The organism is Methylobacterium sp. M6A4_1b, assembly GCF_053345175.1.
In genome coordinates this window covers 12,963-33,178 of record NZ_JBKEZQ010000027.1, presented here as the reverse complement: position 1 = coordinate 33,178, position 20,216 = coordinate 12,963, and the positions used below count along the sequence as shown (strand labels likewise).

The 20,216-nt window shown below is 71.5% G+C and carries 19 protein-coding genes and 1 riboswitch; of the genes, 7 read left to right on the top strand and 12 right to left on the bottom strand.

The window, feature by feature from the left end:
* The first annotated feature begins 14 nt into the window (after window positions 1-14).
* The gene (locus ACLBWX_RS19525) at window positions 15-1,262 is read left to right on the top strand and encodes a DUF3419 family protein (RefSeq protein WP_447678650.1); all 1,248 of its coding nucleotides are present in this window, start codon (window positions 15-17) and stop codon (window positions 1,260-1,262) included.
* 26 nt (window positions 1,263-1,288) lie between these two features.
* Entirely contained in the window at window positions 1,289-1,942 is a 654-nt protein-coding gene (locus ACLBWX_RS19520) for a class I SAM-dependent methyltransferase (protein ID WP_447678670.1), read from the top strand.
* A gap of 210 nt (window positions 1,943-2,152) precedes the next feature.
* Here the strand turns inward: ACLBWX_RS19520 and ACLBWX_RS19515 are convergent, their stop codons facing one another.
* Window positions 2,153-3,607 carry an amino acid permease gene (locus ACLBWX_RS19515; protein ID WP_447678649.1) on the bottom strand — a complete coding sequence of 485 codons (1,455 nt, stop codon included), beginning with the start codon at window positions 3,605-3,607 and terminating at the stop codon, window positions 2,153-2,155.
* Window positions 3,608-3,761: 154 nt separating this feature from the next.
* Window positions 3,762-3,874, top strand: a riboswitch (SAM-I-IV-variant riboswitch).
* Between the two features lie 59 nt (window positions 3,875-3,933).
* Here ACLBWX_RS19515 and ACLBWX_RS19510 point away from each other — a divergent pair.
* The 3 genes from ACLBWX_RS19510 (at window position 3,934) to pnp (ending at window position 7,852) form a co-directional block, all read left to right on the top strand.
* Window positions 3,934-4,977, top strand: coding sequence for a threonine aldolase family protein (locus tag ACLBWX_RS19510; protein WP_447678648.1), 1,044 nt, complete (start codon window positions 3,934-3,936; stop codon window positions 4,975-4,977).
* A 229-nt stretch (window positions 4,978-5,206) separates the two neighbouring features.
* Window positions 5,207-5,476, top strand: coding sequence for a 30S ribosomal protein S15 (gene rpsO / locus ACLBWX_RS19505; protein ID WP_055950756.1), 270 nt, complete (start codon window positions 5,207-5,209; stop codon window positions 5,474-5,476).
* Between the two features lie 207 nt (window positions 5,477-5,683).
* Complete coding sequence (gene pnp, locus ACLBWX_RS19500; protein WP_447678647.1) at window positions 5,684-7,852, top strand: polyribonucleotide nucleotidyltransferase; 2,169 nt, start codon at window positions 5,684-5,686, stop codon at window positions 7,850-7,852.
* A 148-nt stretch (window positions 7,853-8,000) separates the two neighbouring features.
* Here the strand turns inward: pnp and phnN are convergent, their stop codons facing one another.
* Genes phnN through phnG form a run of 8 tightly spaced genes read right to left on the bottom strand, consistent with a single transcriptional unit; the run spans window position 8,001 to window position 14,332 of the window.
* The gene (gene phnN / locus ACLBWX_RS19495) at window positions 8,001-8,537 is read right to left on the bottom strand and encodes a phosphonate metabolism protein/1,5-bisphosphokinase (PRPP-forming) PhnN (RefSeq protein WP_447678646.1); all 537 of its coding nucleotides are present in this window, start codon (window positions 8,535-8,537) and stop codon (window positions 8,001-8,003) included.
* Window positions 8,537-9,679 (bottom strand): alpha-D-ribose 1-methylphosphonate 5-triphosphate diphosphatase, encoded by a 1,143-nt coding sequence (locus ACLBWX_RS19490; protein WP_447678645.1) that lies wholly within the window; start codon window positions 9,677-9,679, stop codon window positions 8,537-8,539. Before ACLBWX_RS19490 ends, phnN begins: the two co-directional genes overlap by 1 nt.
* Before the next feature lie 20 nt (window positions 9,680-9,699).
* Window positions 9,700-10,413 (bottom strand): phosphonate C-P lyase system protein PhnL, encoded by a 714-nt coding sequence (gene phnL, locus ACLBWX_RS19485; RefSeq protein WP_447678644.1) that lies wholly within the window; start codon window positions 10,411-10,413, stop codon window positions 9,700-9,702.
* A complete protein-coding gene (gene phnK, locus ACLBWX_RS19480) occupies window positions 10,410-11,180 on the bottom strand; it encodes a phosphonate C-P lyase system protein PhnK (protein ID WP_447678669.1) in 771 nt (256 codons plus the stop codon). The genes phnL and phnK overlap by 4 nt, the downstream gene beginning before the upstream one ends.
* A complete protein-coding gene (locus tag ACLBWX_RS19475; RefSeq protein WP_447678643.1) occupies window positions 11,180-12,073 on the bottom strand; it encodes an alpha-D-ribose 1-methylphosphonate 5-phosphate C-P-lyase PhnJ in 894 nt (297 codons plus the stop codon). Before ACLBWX_RS19475 ends, phnK begins: the two co-directional genes overlap by 1 nt.
* Window positions 12,070-13,197 (bottom strand): carbon-phosphorus lyase complex subunit PhnI, encoded by a 1,128-nt coding sequence (locus ACLBWX_RS19470; RefSeq protein ID WP_447678642.1) that lies wholly within the window; start codon window positions 13,195-13,197, stop codon window positions 12,070-12,072. Before ACLBWX_RS19470 ends, ACLBWX_RS19475 begins: the two co-directional genes overlap by 4 nt.
* Window positions 13,182-13,889 carry a phosphonate C-P lyase system protein PhnH gene (gene phnH / locus ACLBWX_RS19465; protein WP_447678641.1) on the bottom strand — a complete coding sequence of 236 codons (708 nt, stop codon included), beginning with the start codon at window positions 13,887-13,889 and terminating at the stop codon, window positions 13,182-13,184. Before phnH ends, ACLBWX_RS19470 begins: the two co-directional genes overlap by 16 nt.
* The gene (gene phnG / locus ACLBWX_RS19460) at window positions 13,889-14,332 is read right to left on the bottom strand and encodes a phosphonate C-P lyase system protein PhnG (RefSeq protein ID WP_447678640.1); all 444 of its coding nucleotides are present in this window, start codon (window positions 14,330-14,332) and stop codon (window positions 13,889-13,891) included. Before phnG ends, phnH begins: the two co-directional genes overlap by 1 nt.
* A 132-nt stretch (window positions 14,333-14,464) precedes the next feature.
* On the opposite strand from phnG, the gene phnF reads away from it, so the two are divergent.
* Together phnF and ACLBWX_RS19450 are read left to right on the top strand one after the other, a co-directional pair.
* On the top strand, window positions 14,465-15,211 hold the full coding sequence (gene phnF, locus ACLBWX_RS19455; RefSeq protein WP_447678639.1) for a phosphonate metabolism transcriptional regulator PhnF: 747 nt from the start codon (window positions 14,465-14,467) through the stop codon (window positions 15,209-15,211).
* Window positions 15,212-15,365: 154 nt separating this feature from the next.
* Window positions 15,366-17,399, top strand: coding sequence for a YgiQ family radical SAM protein (locus ACLBWX_RS19450; protein WP_447678638.1), 2,034 nt, complete (start codon window positions 15,366-15,368; stop codon window positions 17,397-17,399).
* Between the two features lie 113 nt (window positions 17,400-17,512).
* Here ACLBWX_RS19450 and phnE (ACLBWX_RS19445) read toward each other — a convergent pair whose 3' ends face one another.
* Genes phnE (ACLBWX_RS19445) through phnD form a run of 3 tightly spaced genes read right to left on the bottom strand, consistent with a single transcriptional unit; the run spans window position 17,513 to window position 20,213 of the window.
* Window positions 17,513-18,379, bottom strand: coding sequence for a phosphonate ABC transporter, permease protein PhnE (gene phnE / locus ACLBWX_RS19445; RefSeq protein WP_447678637.1), 867 nt, complete (start codon window positions 18,377-18,379; stop codon window positions 17,513-17,515).
* The gene (gene phnE, locus ACLBWX_RS19440; protein WP_447678636.1) at window positions 18,376-19,254 is read right to left on the bottom strand and encodes a phosphonate ABC transporter, permease protein PhnE; all 879 of its coding nucleotides are present in this window, start codon (window positions 19,252-19,254) and stop codon (window positions 18,376-18,378) included. The genes phnE (ACLBWX_RS19445) and phnE (ACLBWX_RS19440) overlap by 4 nt, the downstream gene beginning before the upstream one ends.
* 32 nt (window positions 19,255-19,286) lie before the next feature.
* Window positions 19,287-20,213 (bottom strand): phosphonate ABC transporter substrate-binding protein, encoded by a 927-nt coding sequence (gene phnD, locus ACLBWX_RS19435; protein ID WP_447678635.1) that lies wholly within the window; start codon window positions 20,211-20,213, stop codon window positions 19,287-19,289.
* Window positions 20,214-20,216: the final 3 nt, after the last annotated feature.

Here is a 20,216-nt window from a genome sequence, read left to right as displayed (position 1 = left end):
GCCCGAGAGTCCGCATGAACCCCGCAGCACGGGCGGTCCGCCGCGAAACCAGCCTCGGCCTGACCCAGGCCGTGCATCGCAGCCGCGCCCTGTCGCGCGCCGGCCTGTCCGAACGGCTCTTCACCCTGGCCTTCAGCGGGCTGGTCTATCCCCAGATCTGGGAGGATCCGGCGGTCGACCTGGACGCCCTGGCGCTGGGGCCGGAGGACCACGTCGTCGCGATCGCGTCGGGCAGCTGCAACGTCCTCTCCTACCTCACCGCCGATCCGGCACGGATCAGCGCGGTCGACCTCAACGGGGCCCATATCGCCCTGGGGCGCCTCAAGCTCGCGGCCCTGACGCGGTTGCCGGATTCGGCGGCCTATCTGCGCTTCTTCGGGCGCGCCGACACGACCGACAACGTCGCCGCCTACGATGCGCGGATCGCGCCCCATCTCGACGCCTCCGCGCGGGCCTACTGGGAGGCCCGGCGCCTCGATGGTCACCGGCGCATCGCCGCCTTCTCGGAGAACGTCTTCCGGCACGGCCTTCTCGGACGCTTCATCGGAACCGGGCACCGGCTGGCGCGGCTCTACGGCTGCGATCTTTCCGCCGTTCTCAAGGCCCGCGACCGGGCCGAGCAGCGGACCCTGTTCGATGCCCATGTGGCGCCGCTGTTCGAGAAGCGACTCGTGCGCTGGCTGATCCGGCGCCCGGCCTCCCTCTACGGCCTCGGGATCCCTCCGGCCCAATACAGCGCCCTGGCCAAGGACCACCCGGGCGGCATGGTCGACGTGCTGCGCCACCGACTGGAGCGCCTCGCCTGCGATTTCGACCTCGGCGACAACTACTTCGCCTGGCAGGCCTTCGGGCGCGGCTACGCGCCGGGCTCCGACGCCGCCCTGCCGCCCTACCTCCAGCCGCGCCACTTCGAGACCCTGCGGTCCCGGGCCGGACGTGTGAGCTATCGCCAGCAGTCGATGACGGCGTTCCTGGCCACCAGCCCCGACCGGAGTGCGGATGCCTACGTGCTCCTCGACGCGCAGGATTGGATGAGCGACGCCGACCTGACCGCTCTGTGGACCGAGATCACCCGCACCGCCCGGCCGGGCGCACGGGTCATCTTCCGCACGGCTGCCGAAGAGCGCTGCCTGCCGGGCCGGGTGCCGGACCGGATCCTGGACGCTTGGGACTATGCCGAGGCCGAGAGCCGCGCAGGGCAGGCCCGCGACCGCTCGGCCATCTACGGCGGCTTTCACCTCTACCGCCTGCGTGCCGCGTGAGCGACGCCGCGCAGGCGATGGACCGGATGTACCGGCGCCAGCGCCACCTCTACGACGCCAGCCGCAAATTCTATCTCCTCGGACGTGACCGGACGATCGCGGAACTCGCCGTGCCTCCGGCCGGTGCGGTGCTGGAGATCGGCTGCGGCACCGGACGCAACCTCGTTTGCATCGCCCGAACCTACCCGGAGGTCGCCTGCTACGGCCTCGACGTCTCGGCGGCGATGCTCGCCACGGCGGCGCGCAGCGTCGTGCGTGCCGGGCTCGAGCCCCGCATTCGCCTCGCGCGCGGGGACGCCACGGCCTTCGACCCGCAGGCCCTGTTCGGGCGGGCACGCTTCGACCGGATCGTGATCTCCTACGCCCTGTCGATGATCCCGCCGTGGGAGCGGGTGCTGGCCGAAGCCGCCGGACACCTCGCGCCGGGCGGCCGGCTCCATGTGGTGGATTTCGGCGATCAGGCGGGCCTGCCATGGGCCGCCCGCAGTCTCCTCAACCGATGGCTCGCGGCCTTCGCGGTGACGCCGCGCGCAACCCTGCCGCAGGCGGTCGCGGCCGTGGCGTCCGCCTCGGACGCGGAGGCACGGGTGTACCAGCGCTTCCGCGGCTACTGCGTGCACGCGGTGATCACGCGCCGAGACGGCACGGTACCGTATCGGCGCCAGCAGATCGCAGATTGATTCAGCTGACTCCGGAACGCCCGGGCGCGACCCCGCATTGGGTTTCCGACATGGCGGCCGTCAGGCTGTCCCACCCCAAACGGAGGTCTCTCTATGCGCAAGCTCCTCGTCGCCTTCTTGCTCCCGAAGCTCGTCTCCTACCTGCGCCGGCGCTATTCCGGCCGCCCGAGCCCGCGCCACTATTCCTGAGTTTCAACGCGCCGGGACCTCCTACGGGCCCGGCGCTCCCGGCCGGCGCAGCCGCGCCGCCTTTCGGCCGTAGCCGAAGTAGATCGCCAGCCCCACGGCGAGCCACAGGACGAGCCGCAGCCAGGTGTCCCCGGGCAGGCCGAGCATCAGCCCGAGGCAGGACAGGATCCCGAGGATTGGCACCGCCGGCAGGCCCCGCACCCGGAAGGGGCGGTGATGCTCCGGATCGGTCCGGCGTAGGACCAGCACGGCGGTGCAGATCACGATGAAGGCGAAGAGGGTGCCGATGCTCACCAGTTCGCCGAGAAGATCGATCGGCACCACGCCCGCCACCAGGGCCGTCACCGCACCGATGGTGACTTGGCTGGTTGCCGGGGTGCGGAAGCGGGGATGCACCCGGGCGAAGGCTGGCGGTAACAACCCGTCTCGCGCCATCGCGTAGAAGATCCGCGCTTGCCCGTAGAGGGCCGCGAGCGCCGCCGTCGTGAGACCGAGGATCGCCCCGATCTTGATCGCCAGCGAGAAGGCGCCGAGCCCGATCACCTCCACCGCCTTGGCGATGGGATCGGGCACGTCGAGGGCCCGATAGGGGACGAGGCCGGTGAGCACCGCCGCCACCGCCACGTAGAGCAGGGTGCTGATGCCCAGCGAGCCCAGGAGCCCGATCGGCGCGTCGCGCTGGGGCCGGCGCGTCTCGCCGGCCGCGGTCGAGATCGTCTCGAAGCCGATGAAGGCGAAGAACACCACGCCCGCCCCGCGCAGGACCCCGCTCCAACCGAATTCACCGAATGTGCCGGTGTTCTCCGGCACCAAGGGCGACCACAGGCCCGTGTCCACGTGGGCGGCACCGATGCCCACGAAGGCCAGGATGATCGCGACCTTGATCGACACCATCACGGCGTTCACCCGGGCCGATTCGCGGTTGCCGCGCACCAGCAGCAGGGTCAACAGGGCGATGATGGCGGCCGCCGGAAGGTCGAACAACGCGGTCGCACCGCCGGGCAGGGCGCTGAAGGGGGCGGCCGTCAGGGAGGGGGGCAACTGCAGGCCGGCATCGCCGAGGAGCGATCGGGCATAGCCCGACCAGCCCACCGCCACGGTGGCGGCGCTCATGGCGTATTCGAGGACGAGGTCCCAGCCGATGATCCAGGCGCAGGCCTCACCGAGGGTTGCGTAGGCATAGGTGTAGGTGCTGCCCGGGGCCGGCACCATGGCGGCCAGTTCGGCGTAGCAGAGGGCGACGAATCCGCAGGCGATGCCGCCGAGCACGAAGGACAGTGTCAGGCCCGGGCCGGCATAGTTCGCCGCCGCGGTGCCGGTCAGAACGAAGATGCCCGCTCCGATGGTCGCCCCGACACCGAGGGCCACGAGGTCGAAGGCCGAGAGGGAACGCGGCAGTGGCGCCGCCTCGGCGCCCTCAGCGGCGGCCAGGATGTCCGCGACGGATTTGCGCGCGGTGAGGCTGTCGCCCATCATCGGCCAGACCTTCACAGGGAGGTGGATCGGTTGCGAGCCGGCGCAAGTCCCACGCCAGAGATTCCTCCGGGGTCATCCCGCATCGAACTGGGCCAGCCCGGTCGGGCGGCAACCTGTCCGCGTTGTCAGCCAGTCGCCCCTCTGGTAGGAATTCGGACAGCATCAAGAGTCAGGGCGATCCCTGACGCCAACCTGCCCTCCCGGGCAAGGTGGCATCCACCGGCAACCGGCGGGGATGTGGCCGGACCGGCAACCAAACGGGCTTCGCCATATCGTCGTTTCGGTCCCCGCGCTCCGATGCGCGCCGTGCCAGACGAGAGCGAGCCATGCCCCCCGAGCCCCAGCAATTCGCGAGCGACAACTACGCCGGCATCTGCCCCGAGGCCTGGAGCGCGATGGAGGCGGCCAACCGCGGCTCGGTCCCGGCCTATGGCGAGGATCCCTGGACGAAGCAGGCGGCCGACACGTTCCGGAGCCTGTTCGAGACGGAGGCCGCGGAGGTGTTCTTCGCCTTCAACGGTACGGCCGCCAACGCCCTCGCGCTGGCATCCCTCTGCCAGTCCTACCACAGCGTCGTCTGCTCGGCCTCGGCTCATGTCGAGACCGACGAGTGCGGCGCCCCCGAGTTCTTCTCCAACGGCTCGAAGCTGCTCGTGGTGGCGAGCCCCGACGGCAAGCTGAACCCGGCCCTGATCCGCGGCGTCGCCACGGGGCGCTCGGACATCCACTTCCCGAAGCCCCGGGTGGTGACGATCACCCAGCCCACCGAGACGGGCCAACTCTACAGCCTCGCCGAGATCGGTGCGATCGCCGCCACCTGCCGGGATCTCGGCCTGCGCCTCCACATGGACGGCGCGCGCTTCGCCAATGCCTGCGCCAGCCTCGGCTGCAGCCCCGCCGACATGACCTGGAAGGCGGGCGTCGACCTCCTCTGCTTCGGCGGCACCAAGAACGGCATGGCGGCGGGTGAGGCGATCCTGTTCTTCGATGCCGCGCTGGCCGAGGATTTCGGCTACCGCTGCAAGCAGGCGGGGCAGCTCGCCTCGAAGATGCGCTTCCTCTCGGCCCCTTGGGTCGGCGTGCTGGAAAACGGGGCCTGGCTGCGCCATGCGGCCCACGCCAACGCCTGCGCCCAGCGTCTCGCCGGAGCCGTAACGGACGTACCCGCCTTCGCACTGATGTTCCCGGTGGAGGCCAACGCGGTGTTCCTGCGCGCCGCACCCGAGCACCTCGAGGCCCTGCGCGCCCGGGGCTGGCGCTTCTACACCTTCATCGGCGGCGGAGCCCGCTTCATGTTCGCCTGGGATTCGGATCCCGCCCGGATCGACGCGCTGGCCGGGGACATCCGCACGGTGGCCGCCGCGGCGTGAACCATCCTGCCAGGCACCGGCGGGTGGCCGCGACACCCCGAGGGCTGGCGTCGGGGCAGGTTTCGTGTATGGTCCGCGCCGCTCCGACCCGTGCGAACGGGGCCGGGGCACAAGCTGCTTGTGGGCTTGACCGTGCTGGACGACATCCCGGCACCGGCCATCCACGAGCGTGGCGCGGCCCTCGCGACGAGACCGCCCTTTCCGAAAACCCGTACCGAAAGGCACTGCGATGTCGATCACGGCAGAGCGCAAGACCGCGCTCATCAAGGAATACGCGACCGGCGGCAAGGACACCGGTTCTCCGGAGGTCCAGGTGGCGATCCTCACCGAGCGGATCACCAACCTCACCGGCCACTTCAAGACCCACGGCAAGGACAACCATTCCCGCCGCGGCCTCCTGAAGATGGTCTCGCAGCGCCGCTCGCTGCTCGACTACGTCAAGCGCAAGGACGAGGCCCGCTACCGCAGCCTCATCGAGCGTCTCGGCATCCGCCGCTAAGCACGGCGTTCACGCGGCTCCGGGCCCGGCTCGGGGCCGCGTTTTGACAGTTCGGGCTTCCGGAATGGGTCCGGCCACCCGAAGACCCGGGCGACTTGAAGGCGGCTGCGCCGGGGACAGGATCGCGGGGGGCGTGTTTCGCCACGTCTCCCGCCATCTTGCCCTCGGGCAGCGCCGGGTTCGCCCGACCGCAGGAAGGCAAGACATATGTTCGACGTGCAACGTGAAGAACTGATGTGGGGCGATCGCAAGCTCGTCCTCGAGACGGGCAAGGTCGCCCGTCAGGCCGACGGCGCCGTGATGGCGACGTACGGCGAAACCTCGGTGCTCGCCACCGTCGTCTCGGGCAAGGAGCCCAAGGCCGGAATCGACTTCCTGCCGCTCACCGTGAACTACCAGGAACGCGCCTACGCCGCCGGCCGCATCCCCGGCGGGTATTTCAAGCGCGAGGGCCGTCCCTCCGAGAAGGAGACCCTGGTCTCCCGCCTCATCGACCGTCCGATCCGCCCCCTCTTCATCGGGGGATGGCGCAACGACACCCAGGTCGTCGTCACCGTGCTGACCCACGACCTCGAGAACGATCCCGACATCCTCGCGATGGTGGCGGCCTCGGCCGCTCTGACGCTCTCGGGCGTGCCCTTCATGGGCCCGATCGGCGCCGCCCGCGTCGGCTACGCCAACGGCCAGTACAGCCTGAACCCGCTGGTCGCGGACCTCGAAGCCTCCTCCCTCGACCTCGTCGTCGCCGGCACGCAGGACGCCGTCCTGATGGTCGAGTCCGAGGCCAAGGAGCTGAGCGAGGAGGTTCTGCTCGGCGCCGTGATGTTCGGCCACAAGCACTTCCAGCCGGTCATCGAGGCGATCATCCGCCTCGCCGAGAAGGCCGCCAAGGAGCCCCGCAACTTCTCCGCGCCCGAGAACGGCGACGTGGAGGCCGCGGTGCTGGAGGTCTGCGAGGCCGACCTGCGCGCCGCCTACAAGAACACCGTCAAGCAGGAGCGCTACGCCGCCGTCGACGCCGTGAAGGCGAAGGTGATGGCCGCCCTCTGCGCCGAGGGTGCCGAGAAGTTCCCGGCCGAGAAGGTCAAGGCCGCGTTCAAGGAAGCGCAGTCCAAGGTCGTGCGCTGGAACATCCTCGACACGGGCTCCCGCATCGACGGCCGCGACGTGCGCACCGTGCGCCCCATCGAATCGCAGGTCGGCGTGCTGCCCCGCGCCCACGGTTCGTCCCTGTTCACCCGCGGCGAGACCCAGGCCCTCGTGGTCGCCACGCTGGGTACCGGCGAGGACGAGCAGTTCATCGACGCGCTGGAAGGCACCTACAAGGAGACCTTCCTGCTGCACTACAACTTCCCCCCCTACTCGGTGGGCGAGACCGGCCGCATGGGCTCCCCGGGGCGCCGCGAGATCGGCCACGGCAAGCTCGCCTGGCGGGCCGTGCACCCCGTGCTGCCGCCGGCCCACGAGTTCCCGTACACGATCCGCGTCGTGTCCGAGATCACCGAGTCGAACGGATCCTCCTCGATGGCCTCCGTCTGCGGCGCCTCGCTGTCGCTGATGGATGCCGGCGTGCCCCTGCGCCGTCCGGTGGCGGGCATCGCCATGGGCCTCATCCTCGAGGGTGAGCGCTACGCCGTGCTGTCCGACATCCTCGGCGACGAGGATCACCTCGGCGACATGGACTTCAAGGTGGCGGGCACGGAAGCCGGCATCACCTCGCTGCAGATGGACATCAAGATCGCGGGCATCACCGAGGAGATCATGAAGGTCGCCCTGCATCAGGCGCAGGAAGGCCGCGTCCACATCCTGGGCGAGATGTCCAAGGCGCTCACCGACGCCCGTCCCGAGCTCGGCGAGTACGCACCGCGCATCGAGACCATGCAGATCCCCACCGACAAGATCCGGGAAGTGATCGGCACCGGCGGCAAGGTGATCCGCGAGATCGTCGAGAAGACCGGCGCCAAGATCAACATCGACGACACCGGCACGGTGAAGATCGCCTCCAGCGACGGCAAGGCCATCAAGGCCGCCTACAACTGGATCCGCTCGATCGTGGCGGAAGCCGAGCCCGGCATGATCTATGACGGCACCGTCGTGAAGACGATGGAGTTCGGCGCCTTCGTGAACTTCTTCGGCGCCAAGGACGGCCTCGTCCACATCTCGGAACTCGCCGCCGCGCGGGTCGCCAAGGTGACGGACGTCGTCAAGGAAGGCCAGAAGGTCAAGGTGAAGTTCCTCGGCCAGGACGACCGTGGCAAGATCCGCCTCTCGATGAAGGTCGTCGACCAGGAGACCGGCGAGGACATCACCGAGAAGCTCAAGGTCGAGCGCAACGCCGAGCAGGACCGCGCCCGCGGACCCCGCCAGGAGGCGTGAGCCAAGCCTTGGCCGGGTGCGCGAGCGCCCGGCCGAACGGTCCAAACGCGAAGAGCGCGGTCCCGACGGGACCGCGCTCTTCGCGTTTGAGTCCTATCGGTTGGGGCTCCTCGTTTAGGCCCTTGGACGGCCCTGGTCGCCCGCAGGCTCAGGCCGCCCGTTTCCGCAGGTGCGCGACCAGAACGGCGGCGGCACTGTCCGGGTCGCGATCATTCCAGATCGTGCACTCGGCCTCGACCGGCACGACGCGGTCGAGGCGGGTACGCAAGTTGCCGTCTTCGGGCCGGGCGCGGGCGGCAAGGCGGCGGGCCAGCACCGCGGGCGCGGCCGTGATGGTGACGACGCCGACATTCGGCAGGGCCTCGCGGGCCTGCGCTACGATCCGGCGGGAAACGTTGCAGATCACCACGCGCCCGGACCGCGCCTGATCCAGCGTCTCGCCGGGGATCGCGTAGCCGAGGCCGTGCGCACGCCAGTGCAGGGCGAAGGCGCCGGCGGCGACTCCCTCGGCGAAGGCGTCCTCCGTGAGCGCGACGTTGTCCTCGTGGGCCGAGGGTGACCGGGTCACGAGGCGGCGGGGGAAGACGAAGCGCGGGTCCGGGCCGAGCGCGTCCCGGGCCAGCCGGAGCAGAGTGTCCTTACCGGCGCCGCTGGGGCCGACCACGAGGACGAAGCCGCCGGGCATCACACCACCCGCTCGCCGGCCCGCCAGACCTGGCGCACCACGGGCACGCCGCGGGCGAGTCGGACGCGGACGAGGTCGGCGCGCAGGCCCGGTTCCAGGCGGCCGCGATCGGTCAGGCCGGTGGCGCGGGCAGGGTTGGCCGTCACGGTGGCGATGGCCTCCGGCAGGGTGATGGCGGGGACGCGCTCGGGCAGCCCGAAGGCCGCCATCATCAGGCTCGCCGGCACGTAGTCCGAGGACAGGATGCTGAGGGTCCCGGCCTCCGCCAGGGTGTGGGCCGCGACGTTACCGGAATGCGAGCCGCCCCGGATCAGGTTGGGCGCCCCCATCATCACCGTGATGCCGGCCGCGTGCGAGGCCTCGGCCGCCTCCAGAGTGGTGGGGAATTCGGCCAGCACCACGGCCTCGTCCCGCGACAGCGCGACGTCCTCCAGGGTGGTGTCGTCGTGGCTGGCGAGCGGAATGGCGCGCGCGTGGGCGAGCGCCACCAGGGCGGGCCGGTTCACCGCGTTGAGGGCGCGGCCGTCGCGCATCTTGCGCGCGGTGCTGAGCTTGATCTCCTCCAGGGAGCGGCCGCCGCGCCCGGCATACACGTAGTACTTGTCGACGTCGCGGAACTGGCGCTGGCCCGGCGTGTGGTCCATCAGCGACAGCAGGCCGATGGCGTAGCGCTCGGCGAAGGCGTGCACGGTCTCGACCACGTCGGTGGAGGGGATCTCGCAGCGCAGGTGCGTGCGGTGCTCGGCGCGGAACAGGCCGGCCTCCTGCGCCTCCGCCAGGGCGGCCGCCAGGAGTTCCAGCTCGGTGCCGAGGCCGCTGCCGTCCGGGTCGGTGCCGGCGCGCAGCGAATCGAACACCGTGGTGATGCCGGACGCCGCGATCTGCGCATCGTAGGCCAGTACCGCCCCGAGGGGATGCCAGCGCACGCCGGGACGGGGGGCGTAGTGGCTCTCCAGATGGTCGGTATGGAGTTCGACGAGGCCCGGGATGAGCGTGTCGCCGGCGCAATCGAGGCCGCGCTCGGGGGCACGCCCGGTGCCGATCTCGGCGATGCGCCCGTCCACCACGGCGAGCCAGCCGTCCTCGACCCGGTCGGGCAGGACGAGGCGCGCGTTCTCGAGGATCTCGACCCGGTCCGTCATGCTCTGTTCCCGATCCCGACTCATGCCGCCAGCGCCCCGCGGAAGGCCGCGACGTCGACGATGCGCGTCGCCACCGCTTCGCGCACCTCGGCATCGTGGAAGATGCCGAGGATGGCCGTGCCGGCGGCCCGCTTCCGGGCGATGAGGTCCACCACCACGGCGCGGTTCTGCGCGTCGAGGGAGGCGGTGGGCTCGTCCATGAGCAGGATCGGCCGGTCGGCGATGAGGCCCCGGGCGATGTTCACCCGCTGCTGCTCGCCTCCCGAGAAGGTGGCGGGCGGGAGCGCCCACAGGCGCTCGGGCAGGTTGAGGCGGGCCAGGAGATCGGCCGCCCGGGTGCGGGCCGCCTCGGGGGAAAGGCCGCCCTCGAGGCCGGCGGCCTCCACCACGGCGCGGGCGCCGACGCGGGGGATCACCCGGAGGAACTGCGAGACATAGGCGAGGGTGGTGCGGCGGAGCGCCAGGATCTCGCGCGGCGCGGCCGTGGCGAGGTCGACGATGCGGGCTCCGTCGTGGACCCGGATCGCCCCGGCGGCGCAGCGGTAATTGCCGTAGGCCATCTTCAGGAGGGAGGACTTGCCTGCACCGGAGGCGCCGCCGAGCACGACGCATTCGCCCGGATGGACCGCCAGGGTGACGCCGGCGATGACGGGCAGCGCGGCGCCGCCGCGCAGATGCAGGGTGAAGCTCTTGGCCACGTCCTCGAAGGCGAGGCGGGGAGGCGGGGGCGTCATGCGGCGAGCACCGAGGAGACGAGGAGCTGGGTGTAGGCGGCCTGCGGGTCGTCGAGGACCTGGTCGGTCAGGCCGGTCTCGATCACCCGGCCGGCCCGCATGACGAGGACGCGGTGCGAGAGCAGGCGCGCCACGGCGAGATCGTGGGTGACGATGATGACCGCGAGGCCGAGCTCGGCCACCAGGCCCCGGATCATGTCGAGGAGGCGGGCCTGGACCGAGACGTCGAGGCCCGAGGTCGGCTCGTCCATGAGGACGAGGCGGGGCGCGGTGACGAGGTTGCGGGCGATCTGCAGGCGCTGGCGCATGCCGCCGGAGAAGCGCGTCGGGGGGTCGTCGATGCGGTCGGGCGCGATCTCGACGCGGGCGAGCCAGTCGAGGGCGGTGGCGCGGATGCGGCCGTAATGGCGGTCGCCGACGCCCATCAGGCGCTCGCCGACATTGCCCCCGGCCGAGACCGCCATGCGCAGGCCCTGCGTCGCGTCCTGGCGCACGAATCCCCAGTCCGTGCGCATCAGCGCGCGCCGCTCGACGACGCTCAGGGTGTCGAGGTCGCGCGTGGCGCCGTCGCGCAGGCGGTAGGCGACGGAGCCCGCATCGGCCGCGACCTCGCCGGCGATGAGCGAGAGCAGGGTCGACTTGCCGGAGCCGGATTCGCCGACCACCGCCAGCACCTCGCCGGGGTCGAGGGTGAAGCCGATGCCGTCGCAGGCGAGGCGCCGGCCGTAGCGCTTGGTCAGGCCGTCCACGATCAGGAGCGGTTCCATCACGCACCCTCTCCGGTGTGGCCGTCGGCGCGGCGGGTCTCGCAATGGTCGGTGTCCGAGCAGACGAACATCCGCCCCCCGACGTCGTCGAGGACCACCTCGTCGAGGTAGACCCCGTCCGCGCCGCAGAGGGCGCAGGGCCGGTCGAAGCTCTGGACCCGGAAGGGGTGATCCTCGAAGTCGAGGCTGCGCACCCGGGTATAGGGCGGGATCGCGTAGATGCGCTTCTCGCGGCCGGCCCCGAAGAGCTGGAGAGCGGGGCAGTCGTCCATCTTGGGATTGTCGAATTTCGGGGTCGGGGAGGGATCCATCACGTAGCGGCCGGCCACCTCAACCGGATAGGCGTAGGTGGTGGCGATGTGGCCGTGGCGGGCGATGTCCTCGTAGAGCTTCACGTGCATGAGGCCGTATTCGGCCAGGGCGTGGAGCTGGCGCGTCTCGGTCTCGCGGGGCTCGAGGAAGCGCAAGGGTTCGGGGATCGGCACCTGGTAGACGAGGACCTGCCCCTCGGCGAGCGGCGCCTCGGGGATGCGGTGGCGGGTCTGGATCACGGTGGCGTGCGCCGTCCGCGTCGTCGTGGCGATCCCGGCGGTGGCGGTGAAGAAGCGCCGGATCGAGACCGCGTTGGTGGTGTCGTCGGCGCCCTGATCGATCACCTTGAGCACGTCGGCGGCGCCGAGGATCGCGGCGGTGACCTGCACGCCGCCGGTGCCCCAGCCATAGGGCATCGGCATCTCGCGGGCGGCGAAGGGCACCTGATAGCCCGGGATCGCGATGGCCTTGAGGATGGCCCGGCGGATCATCCGCTTCGTGCCCTCGTCGAGATAGGCGAAGTTGTAGCCGGTGCCGGCGGTGGCGGGGGCGGGGGCGGGAGCAGGACTTGGCGCGTTCATTCGGCGGCCTCCCGCAGGGGGGATTCGTCGGAAGCGGGCGCGGCCGCCCGGGCGGCGTGCTCGGCACGCAGGCGCCGGACCAGTTCGAGTTCGGCCTGGAAGTCGACGTAGTGCGGCAGCTTCATGTGCTCGACGAAGCCCGTCGCCTGCAGGCTGTCGCAATGGGCCAGGACGAATTCCTGGTCCTGGGCCGGCACCGCCACGGCCTCGCCGAGTTCGGCGGCCCGGAGCGAGCGGTCCACCAGCGCCATGGCCATGGCCTTGCGCTCGCCCTGGCCGAAGACGAGGCCGTAGCCGCGGGTGAATTGCGGCAGCACCGCGCCGTGGCCGTGGAACTGGTTGATCATCTGGCACTCGGTCAGCTCGATCGTACCGAGGCCGACGGGAAAGCCGAGCTCCTCGGGCGTGAACTCCAGTTCCACCGCCCCGACCCGGATCTCGCCGACGAAGGGATGGGTGCGGCCGTAGCCGCGCTGCGTCGAGTAGCCCAGCGCCAGGAGGAAGCCCTCGTCGCCCCGCGCCAGACCCTGCAGGCGCACCGCCCGGTCGGCGGGATAGTCCACGGGCTCGCGGGTGAGGTCGCCGATCGCGGCGCCTTCGTCCGGGGGCGAGGGTTCGAGGAGGCCGGCCTGGCCGAGAAGATCGGTGACCCGCGGGCAGGCGGCGGACTCGGGCTCGGCTTCGGTTCCGGATTCGGCCGCCGGTACCGGATCGAAGCCGTCCATGAGCGAAAAGTCCACGAGGCGATGGGTGTAGTCGAAGGTCGGGCCGAGCACCTGCCCGCCGGGCAGGTCCTTGAAGGTGGCGGAGATGCGCCGCGCCAGCGTCATCGCGCCGGTGTCGACCGGCTCGGTGGCGCCGAAGCGCGGCAGCGTGGTGCGGTAGGCCCGCACCAGGAACACCGCCTCGACCACGTCGCCCCGGGCCTGCTTCAGGGCGAGGGCGGCCAGGTCCGGGTCGTAGAGGGAGCCCTCGGTCATCACCCGGTCGACGAGGAGGCGCATCTGCTCGCGGATCTGCGCCACGGTGAGTTCGGGCACGGCCGGGTCGCCGCGCCGAACCTCGGCGAGCAGCCGGTGGGCGTTGTCGATGGCGGCCTCGCCGCCCTTCACCGCGACGTACATGGCAGCGCCTCCGAACCCGCACAATCGTCCGAACCCGGCACGGTCTCGGCGCCGACGGGGCGGGCCGAGCGCGGCAGCCCGGCGAGGCGGCCCGGCGCCACGAAGAAGCAGTCGATCCCCAGCGGGAAGCCCGCATGGTTCGCGGCCCAGCGCGCGGCCCAGTCGGCGGGCAGGGGCCCGGCCTCGAGCCGCGCCGTGCCGCGGATGCCCGGCCCCGCGAAGGCGAGCCCGGCGGAGGACTGGCCGGTGGAGGGCTGGCCGGTGGAGGGCTGGCCGGCCCCGTCGGAAAGGGTGTCGACGGCCAGGATCAGTGTGGCGGAGGCATCCGGGTAGGCGGGGGTGCCCCGTGCGAAATCCGTGAAGGCGGGGCAGCGGGCGGGATCGGCGATCAGCGCGAAGGCCGCCTGCCCGGGCGCCGCGACGATCGGCGCCCCGGTGTGGAAGCGCAGGAACCCGGCGACCGCCGGGTCCGCCCGCAGGGGCGCATCGAGCCAGACCGGCGTGTCGGCATCGGTGAGCGCCAGGGCCAGGGCCGCGAGCTCGGGGGTGAGGGGGGCGGGGGGCGCCAGGGCGGTGACCAGGGCGCGGATCCGGCCGGGCCGGCTCAGGGCCTCCATCGCGGCCCGAAACACCGCCTGGCCCTCGTGGACGGGATCGGCGAAGCCGCGGGCGAGGGCGAGAGCGTTGGCCATCAATCCTCTCCCCGCGCCAGGGTGAAGAAGTTGACCCGGGTGGCCGCCGTCTTGCGGGCGGCCTGCCGCGCCGCGTCCGCCCGGCGCCCTGCGATCTCCGCCAGGGCCGCCTCGAGGGCAGGCCGCGCCGCCGGGCGCTGCCAATGCGCATCGAGGATGGCGGCGAGGCGGGCGCGGGTCCGGTCGCGGCCGAGATGGTAGGCGAAGCCGGTCTCGCCGCCGGGCAGGCGCACCGCCGCCCGGGTCACCGCGGCCTCGCCGGCATTGAAGGGCCGTCCGTCGCCGCCGATCCGCCCGCGGACCATGACGAGGCCCGTCTCCGGCGCCCGCAGGTCCTCCGCCTCGGCCGCGGCGCCGGCCCGCGCCAGGGCGGCCCGCAATTCCTCGGCGGTGGCCTGCCCGGCCCGCGCCATCGCCTGCCGACGCGCGGCGGGGTCTGGCATCCCGGGCTCAGGTGGTGTTTGGCTGGCGCTCGGCATCGATCGGTCTCCAAACCTGTCTATATGTATAGACAATCGGATGAGCGGGCACAAGGGTTTTCGAGGACGGATGCGGGCGACCCAGGCGAGGCAGTCATGAAGAAGGCGGGCGACACCCGCGTGACGGCGCTCCAGCGCGGGGGCGGCCTGGCCGCCTGGCGGCAGATCGCCGACACCCTGGCGGGCGAGATCCGCGGCGGGAGCCTGGGCGCCGGGGCGCAGCTGCCGGCCGAATCGGCGCTCGCCGCGCGCTTCGGCGTGAACCGACACACGGTGCGCCGGGCGCTCGGCGTGCTCGCCGAGGGCGGTCTGGTGCGCACCACGCAGGGCCGGGGCAGCTTCGTGGAGCAGGGCCCGATTCCCTACCCGATCGGGCCCCGGACCCGCTTCTCCGAGATCGTCTCGCGCACCGGGCGCGAGGCCTGGGGCGACCTGATCGCGGCCGCCACCGTGCCGGCGGATGCGGACTGGGCCGATGCCCTGGGGATCGACCCCGGCGCGCCGATCCTCGAACTCCTCACCGTGCACCGGGCCGACGGCGCCCCGATCTCGACGGCCCGGACCTGCCTGCCGCTGCCGCGCTTCACCGGCTTCGACGCCGCCTACGCCGCCAGCGGCTCGCTCACCCGCGCCTATGCGGGCTTCGGCGTGGCCGACTACACCCGGCTCTCGACCCGGATCGGCGCCCGCCCGGCCAGCCCCGAGGAGGCGGAACGCCTGGACATCGCCCCCGGCCGGACCCTGATCGCCCTGTCCAGCGTGAACGTGGACGGCGCCGGCACACGCATCCAGGCCACGCGCAGCCTGTTCGCCGCCGACCGGGTGGAGCTGGTGGTGGAGTGAAGGGCCCTCCGGGGCGGGCGAAGCGCTGACGGCGAGGGGGAGGGAAAGGCGGACTTGACGGCCCGCCCGCCGCAGCCGCCCGGATGCGGTCGCGGCCTCAGGTCCCCGCGCGCTTCGTTGAGATCGCGGCCCGGGCGGTCTATGCACTGTGCCCATGGACCTCCAAGCTTCCGCGAGTCGCTCCCCGGCTCCTCTCGCCTGCAAGCGGCCGCTTCCCGGCAAGGCGGCGCCGTTCCTGCCCATGAGCCGCGCCGAGATGGACGCGCTCGGGTGGGAATCCTGCGACATCGTCCTGGTGACGGGCGACGCCTACGTGGATCATCCGAGCTTCGGCATGGCCATCATCGGCCGGCTGCTCGAGGCGCAGGGCTTCCGGGTCGGCATCATCGCGCAGCCCGACTGGCAATCGGCGGTGCCGTTCAAGGCCTTGGGCCGGCCGAGGCTGTTCTTCGGCGTCACCGGCGGCAACCTCGACTCGATGGTGAACCGCTACACGGCCGACCGTCGCCTGCGCAGCGACGACGCCTACACGGCGGGCGGGGAAGGCGGGGCGCGGCCGGACCGCTGCACCATCGTCTACACGCAGCGCTGCCGCGAGGCCTACAAGGACGTGCCGATCATCCTCGGCGGCATCGAGGCCTCGCTGCGCCGCATCGCCCATTACGATTACTGGTCCGACAAGGTGCGCCGCTCGATCCTGGCGGATGCGAAGGCCGATCTGCTCCTCTACGGCAATGCCGAGCGCGCCGTGGTCGAGGTGGCGAACCGCCTCGCGGCCGGCGAGGCGCCGCACGCCCTCGATTCCGTCCGGGGCGTCGCGCTGTTCCGCCGCGTGCCCGCGCATTACGCCGAGCTGCCCGCCGACGATCTCGATTCGGCCGACGAGGCCGCCTCCCGCCGCCCCGGCGAGACCGTGATCCGGCTTCCCGCCTACGACGAGGTCAAGGACGACAAGGAGGCCTATGCGCGCGCCTCGCGGGTGCTGCACCGGGAGGCCAATCCCGGCAACGCCCGCCCCCTCGTCCAGCGCCACGGCGACCGCGACCTCTGGCTGAACCCGCCGCCGATCCCGCTCTCCAGCGAGGAGATGGATGCGGTCTACGACCTGCCCTACGCCCGTGCGCCCCATCCCTCCTACGGCGACGCCAAGATTCCCGCCTGGGACATGATCAAGTTCTCCGTGACGATCATGCGCGGCTGCTTCGGCGGCTGCACCTTCTGCTCCATCACCGAGCACGAGGGCCGGGTCATCCAGAACCGCACCGAGGGTTCGATCCTGCGCGAGATCGAGCACATCCGCGACAAGACGCCGGGCTTCACCGGCGTGATCTCGGATGTCGGCGGGCCGACGGCGAACATGTACCGGATGGCCTGCAAGGACCCGAAGATCGAGGCGGCCTGCCGGCTGCCGTCCTGCGTCTTCCCCGACATCTGCCCGAACCTGAACACCTCGCACGACGACCTGATCCGGCTCTATCGCAAGGTCCGCGAGGTGGAGGGCGTCAAGAAGGTGATGGTGGCGTCGGGCGTGCGCTACGACCTCGCGGTGCGAAGCCCCGAATATGTCGAGGAGCTCGTGACCCACCACGTCGGCGGCCGCCTGAAGATCGCGCCCGAACACACCGAGCGCGGCCCCCTCGACCTGATGATGAAGCCGGGCATCGGCACCTACGACCGCTTCAAGGAGATGTTCGACGCCGCCGCCAAGAAGGCGGGGAAGAAATACTACCTGATCCCGTATTTCATCGCGGCGCATCCGGGCACGACCGACGAGGACATGATGAACCTCGCGATCTGGCTCAAGAAGAACGACTACCGGGCCGATCAGGTCCAGACCTTCCTGCCCTCGCCCATGGCGACCGCCACGACCATGTATCACACCGAGATCAACCCGCTGCAGGGCGTGCGGCGCGGCGGCAGCGAGCCGGTCGACGCGATCAAGGGGATGCGGCAGCGCCGGCTGCACAAGGCGTTCCTGCGCTACCACGACCCCGAGAACTGGCCCCTCCTGCGCGAGGCGCTGCGGGAGATGGGCCGGGCCGATCTCATCGGGCCGAGGCCGGACCAGCTCGTGCCGTTCTCGCAGCCGCCCGGAACCGGACTCGGCAAGGCGCGAGGCCAGCAGCGCCCCATGCGGCATCCGGGCGCGCCGCGCTTCACCACCAAGGGCGTGCCCCTGCGGAAGTGACGGTCCGGCGCGCGCGGCAACCGGGTGCTCCGGGGGCGGCCGTCGCGGGTCCGCGACCGCGCGCGGACAGACGGAAAGCGCCCCGCCGCAATCGTCGGACCTCGGCGACCCCGCTACCGCGCCGCGCCGCCGATCAGGGTCCGGCGCAGGCGCCCCGAGACGGCGTCGATGATCGCCACGGTCACGAGGATCATCAGGATCAGGAAGGCGACCTGGCGCAGTTCGAGGACGCGGATCAGCTCGCTGAGATACTGGCCGATGCCGCCCGCGCCGACGATGCCGATGATGGTGGCCGAGCGGGTGTTCGACTCGAAGAAGTAGAGCACCTGGCTGCCGAGCACCGGCAGCACCGCCGGGATCAACCCGAAGCGGATGCGGTGCAGCTCGGCGCCGCCGGAAGCGGAGACGCCCTCGGCGGCCTTGCCGTCGACGGTCTCGACCGCCTCGGAGAACAGCTTGCCGAGCGCCCCGAAATCCGCGCAGGCGATGGCGAGCGCCCCGGCGAAGGGGCCGAGCCCGACGACGTTGATCCAGATCAGCGCCCAGATCAGCACGTCGACCGAGCGCACCACGTCGAGGCCGCGCCGGACGGTGAAGTGCACGAAGGGGTTCGGCACGACGTTGCGGGCGGCGAGGAACGCCACCGGAAACGCCAGGAGCGCGGCCGTCAGCGTGCCGATGAAGGCGATGCCGAGGGTCTCGGCCAGGGCCTGCAGGAAGGTCCAGGCCCGGCCGCCGGCTTCGGGGGGCAGCATCAGCAGGCTGAATTCGCCGAGGCGCCCGAGCCCGGCGAGGAGGCGGGTGGCGGAGAAATCGAGGCGGACCATCGCGGTGCCCGCCAGGGCGACGAGGGCGGCGAGGGCGAGGACCGCCAGGACGCGCCCCCGCCAGGCCGGCCGGAAGCTGTCGGGAAAGCGCCGCCGCAGGGCGGCGATCTCGGCGGGGCCGAGCTCGGCCGGATCGCGTTCCGGACCTGTCATCGCAGCCCCCCGAGAAGCCCGTGGCGCAGGCGTTCGGTGCAGAGGTCGATCGCCATCACGGTGAGGATGATCAGGACCAGGATGGCGCTGACGTCGGCGTAGTAGAAGTTGCGGATCGCCACGAGGAGTTCCTGCCCGATGCCGCCGGCTCCGACGAAGCCCATGACGCCGGCGCCGCGCACGTTGATCTCGAAGCGCAGCAGCCCGTAGGAGACGAAGTTCGACAGCACCTGCGGCAGCACCGCGAAGCGCAGGGTCTCGATCCGCCCGGCCCCGGCGGCGGTGAGGCTCTCCACCGGCTTCAGGTCGATGTTCTCGACGACCTCGGAGAACAGCTTGCCCAGCGCCCCGGTGGTGTGGATCGCCAGCGCCAGCACGCCCACCATCGGCCCGAGGCCGAAGGCGATGACGAAGATCAGCGCGAACACGATCTCCGGCACGGTGCGGCAGAATTCCAGGCCGCGCCGCACGAGGAAACAGGCCGTCCGGCTGCCGGCCACGTTGGCGGCGGCGGAGAAGCACAGCACGAAGCCGCCGAGCGCCCCCAGGAGGGTGCCGAGATAGGCCATCAGCAGGGTCTCGCCCAGGAGACCGAGCCATTTCGGCCCGCCCCAGTACCATTCGGCGAGGTCCCCCGGCAGGTTCGCCAGGCTCAGGTGGGGCAGGATCTGGGCGATGTAGTCGGTGAAGCGGCCGAGATTGGCCGCCAGCACGAGGGGGCGCACCTCGGCGGCCTGGGCGGCGAGCCCGGTGAGGACCACGAGCGCGGCGAGGCCGGCCCAGGTCCGGCGCCGGGTCGCGGCCACGGCCGCGCCGTAGGCCCCCGCCAGGGCGGCGGCCCGGTCCGGGGGCAGGGGCGTGATCCGCTCAGGCATCGGCGGTCACAGGCGGATCGGGACGGGTCCGCTCAAGACTTGCGGCGCTGGTCGTCGTTGAACTTCAGCATCTCGATGATCGGCTGGTAGTCCTTCAGGGTCACGGGGGTGAAATCCTGGTCCTTGCCGTCGGAGAGCCGGTCGAAGGCGGCCCTGTCGGCCTTGGGCATCGCCACGAGGGCGTCGCGGATCTTCGCCTTCAGGTCGTCGGGCAGGCTCGCCAGCATGGCGAAGGGACCCTCGGGCAGGAAGTCGGACTTGAACACCACGCGGAAGTCGTTCTGGCCCATCGCGGTGCCGTCCGGCTTCTTGAGCATGCCCTTGGTGGCCATCCGGGTGACCATGGTGTCGGTGTCGGAGTTGTAGAGGTTGGCCGCCGCGTCCACGGTGCCCTGCACCAGGGCGAGGACGGCGTTCTCGTGGCTGCCGGCATAGACCGTCTTGCCGAAGACCGTGTCGACCGGGTGGCCGGCCTTGTGCAGGAAGAAGCGCGGCGCCTGGTTGCCGGAGGTGGAGTTCGGGTCGACCAGGGCGAGGTTCTTGCCCTTCAGGTCCTCGATCGACTTGTACGGGCTGTCGGCGCGCACGTAGATCACCGAGTAGTAGCCCGAGGCGCCGTTGTCGTGCTTCTGGTTGACGATGGGCTCGATCCTGACGCCGGTCATCACCGCGCGGGCGAAGGAGGCGGGGCCGTAGAAGGCGAGCTGGGCATTGCCGGCGCGCTGGCTCTCGATCACCGCGGCGTAGTCGTTGGCGATGCGCAGCTTCACCGGCACGCCGAGGGTCTTCGACAGGTAGGCGGTCATCGGCGCGTAGCGATCGGTGGTGCCCGACGCGTTCTCCGCCGGGATCACCGCCAGGGTCAGCTCCGGATAGGTCGCCTTCCAGTCCTGCGCGGCGGCCGGGAGGGCGAGGAGGGCGAGCGCGAGGGCGCCGGCGAGGGATCGACGGGTCAGCATGGG

Coding starts and splice junctions, on each gene's coding strand:
- phnE (WP_447678636.1), bottom strand. CDS start 19,254: ATGCCTGAGCGGATCACGCCCCTGCCCCCGGACCGGGCCGCCGCCCTG.
- phnE (WP_447678637.1), bottom strand. CDS start 18,379: ATGACAGGTCCGGAACGCGATCCGGCCGAGCTCGGCCCCGCCGAGATC.
- ACLBWX_RS19450 (WP_447678638.1), top strand. CDS start 15,366: ATGGACCTCCAAGCTTCCGCGAGTCGCTCCCCGGCTCCTCTCGCCTGC.
- phnD (WP_447678635.1), bottom strand. CDS start 20,213: ATGCTGACCCGTCGATCCCTCGCCGGCGCCCTCGCGCTCGCCCTCCTC.
- pnp (WP_447678647.1), top strand. CDS start 5,684: ATGTTCGACGTGCAACGTGAAGAACTGATGTGGGGCGATCGCAAGCTC.
- phnH (WP_447678641.1), bottom strand. CDS start 13,889: ATGGCCAACGCTCTCGCCCTCGCCCGCGGCTTCGCCGATCCCGTCCAC.
- ACLBWX_RS19475 (WP_447678643.1), bottom strand. CDS start 12,073: ATGAACGCGCCAAGTCCTGCTCCCGCCCCCGCCCCCGCCACCGCCGGC.
- phnK (WP_447678669.1), bottom strand. CDS start 11,180: ATGGAACCGCTCCTGATCGTGGACGGCCTGACCAAGCGCTACGGCCGG.
- ACLBWX_RS19490 (WP_447678645.1), bottom strand. CDS start 9,679: ATGACGGACCGGGTCGAGATCCTCGAGAACGCGCGCCTCGTCCTGCCC.
- ACLBWX_RS19520 (WP_447678670.1), top strand. CDS start 1,289: ATGTACCGGCGCCAGCGCCACCTCTACGACGCCAGCCGCAAATTCTAT.
- rpsO (WP_055950756.1), top strand. CDS start 5,207: ATGTCGATCACGGCAGAGCGCAAGACCGCGCTCATCAAGGAATACGCG.
- phnL (WP_447678644.1), bottom strand. CDS start 10,413: ATGACGCCCCCGCCTCCCCGCCTCGCCTTCGAGGACGTGGCCAAGAGC.
- ACLBWX_RS19525 (WP_447678650.1), top strand. CDS start 15: ATGAACCCCGCAGCACGGGCGGTCCGCCGCGAAACCAGCCTCGGCCTG.
- phnF (WP_447678639.1), top strand. CDS start 14,465: ATGAAGAAGGCGGGCGACACCCGCGTGACGGCGCTCCAGCGCGGGGGC.
- ACLBWX_RS19510 (WP_447678648.1), top strand. CDS start 3,934: ATGCCCCCCGAGCCCCAGCAATTCGCGAGCGACAACTACGCCGGCATC.
- ACLBWX_RS19515 (WP_447678649.1), bottom strand. CDS start 3,607: ATGATGGGCGACAGCCTCACCGCGCGCAAATCCGTCGCGGACATCCTG.
- phnN (WP_447678646.1), bottom strand. CDS start 8,537: ATGCCCGGCGGCTTCGTCCTCGTGGTCGGCCCCAGCGGCGCCGGTAAG.
- ACLBWX_RS19470 (WP_447678642.1), bottom strand. CDS start 13,197: ATGTACGTCGCGGTGAAGGGCGGCGAGGCCGCCATCGACAACGCCCAC.
- phnG (WP_447678640.1), bottom strand. CDS start 14,332: ATGCCAGACCCCGCCGCGCGTCGGCAGGCGATGGCGCGGGCCGGGCAG.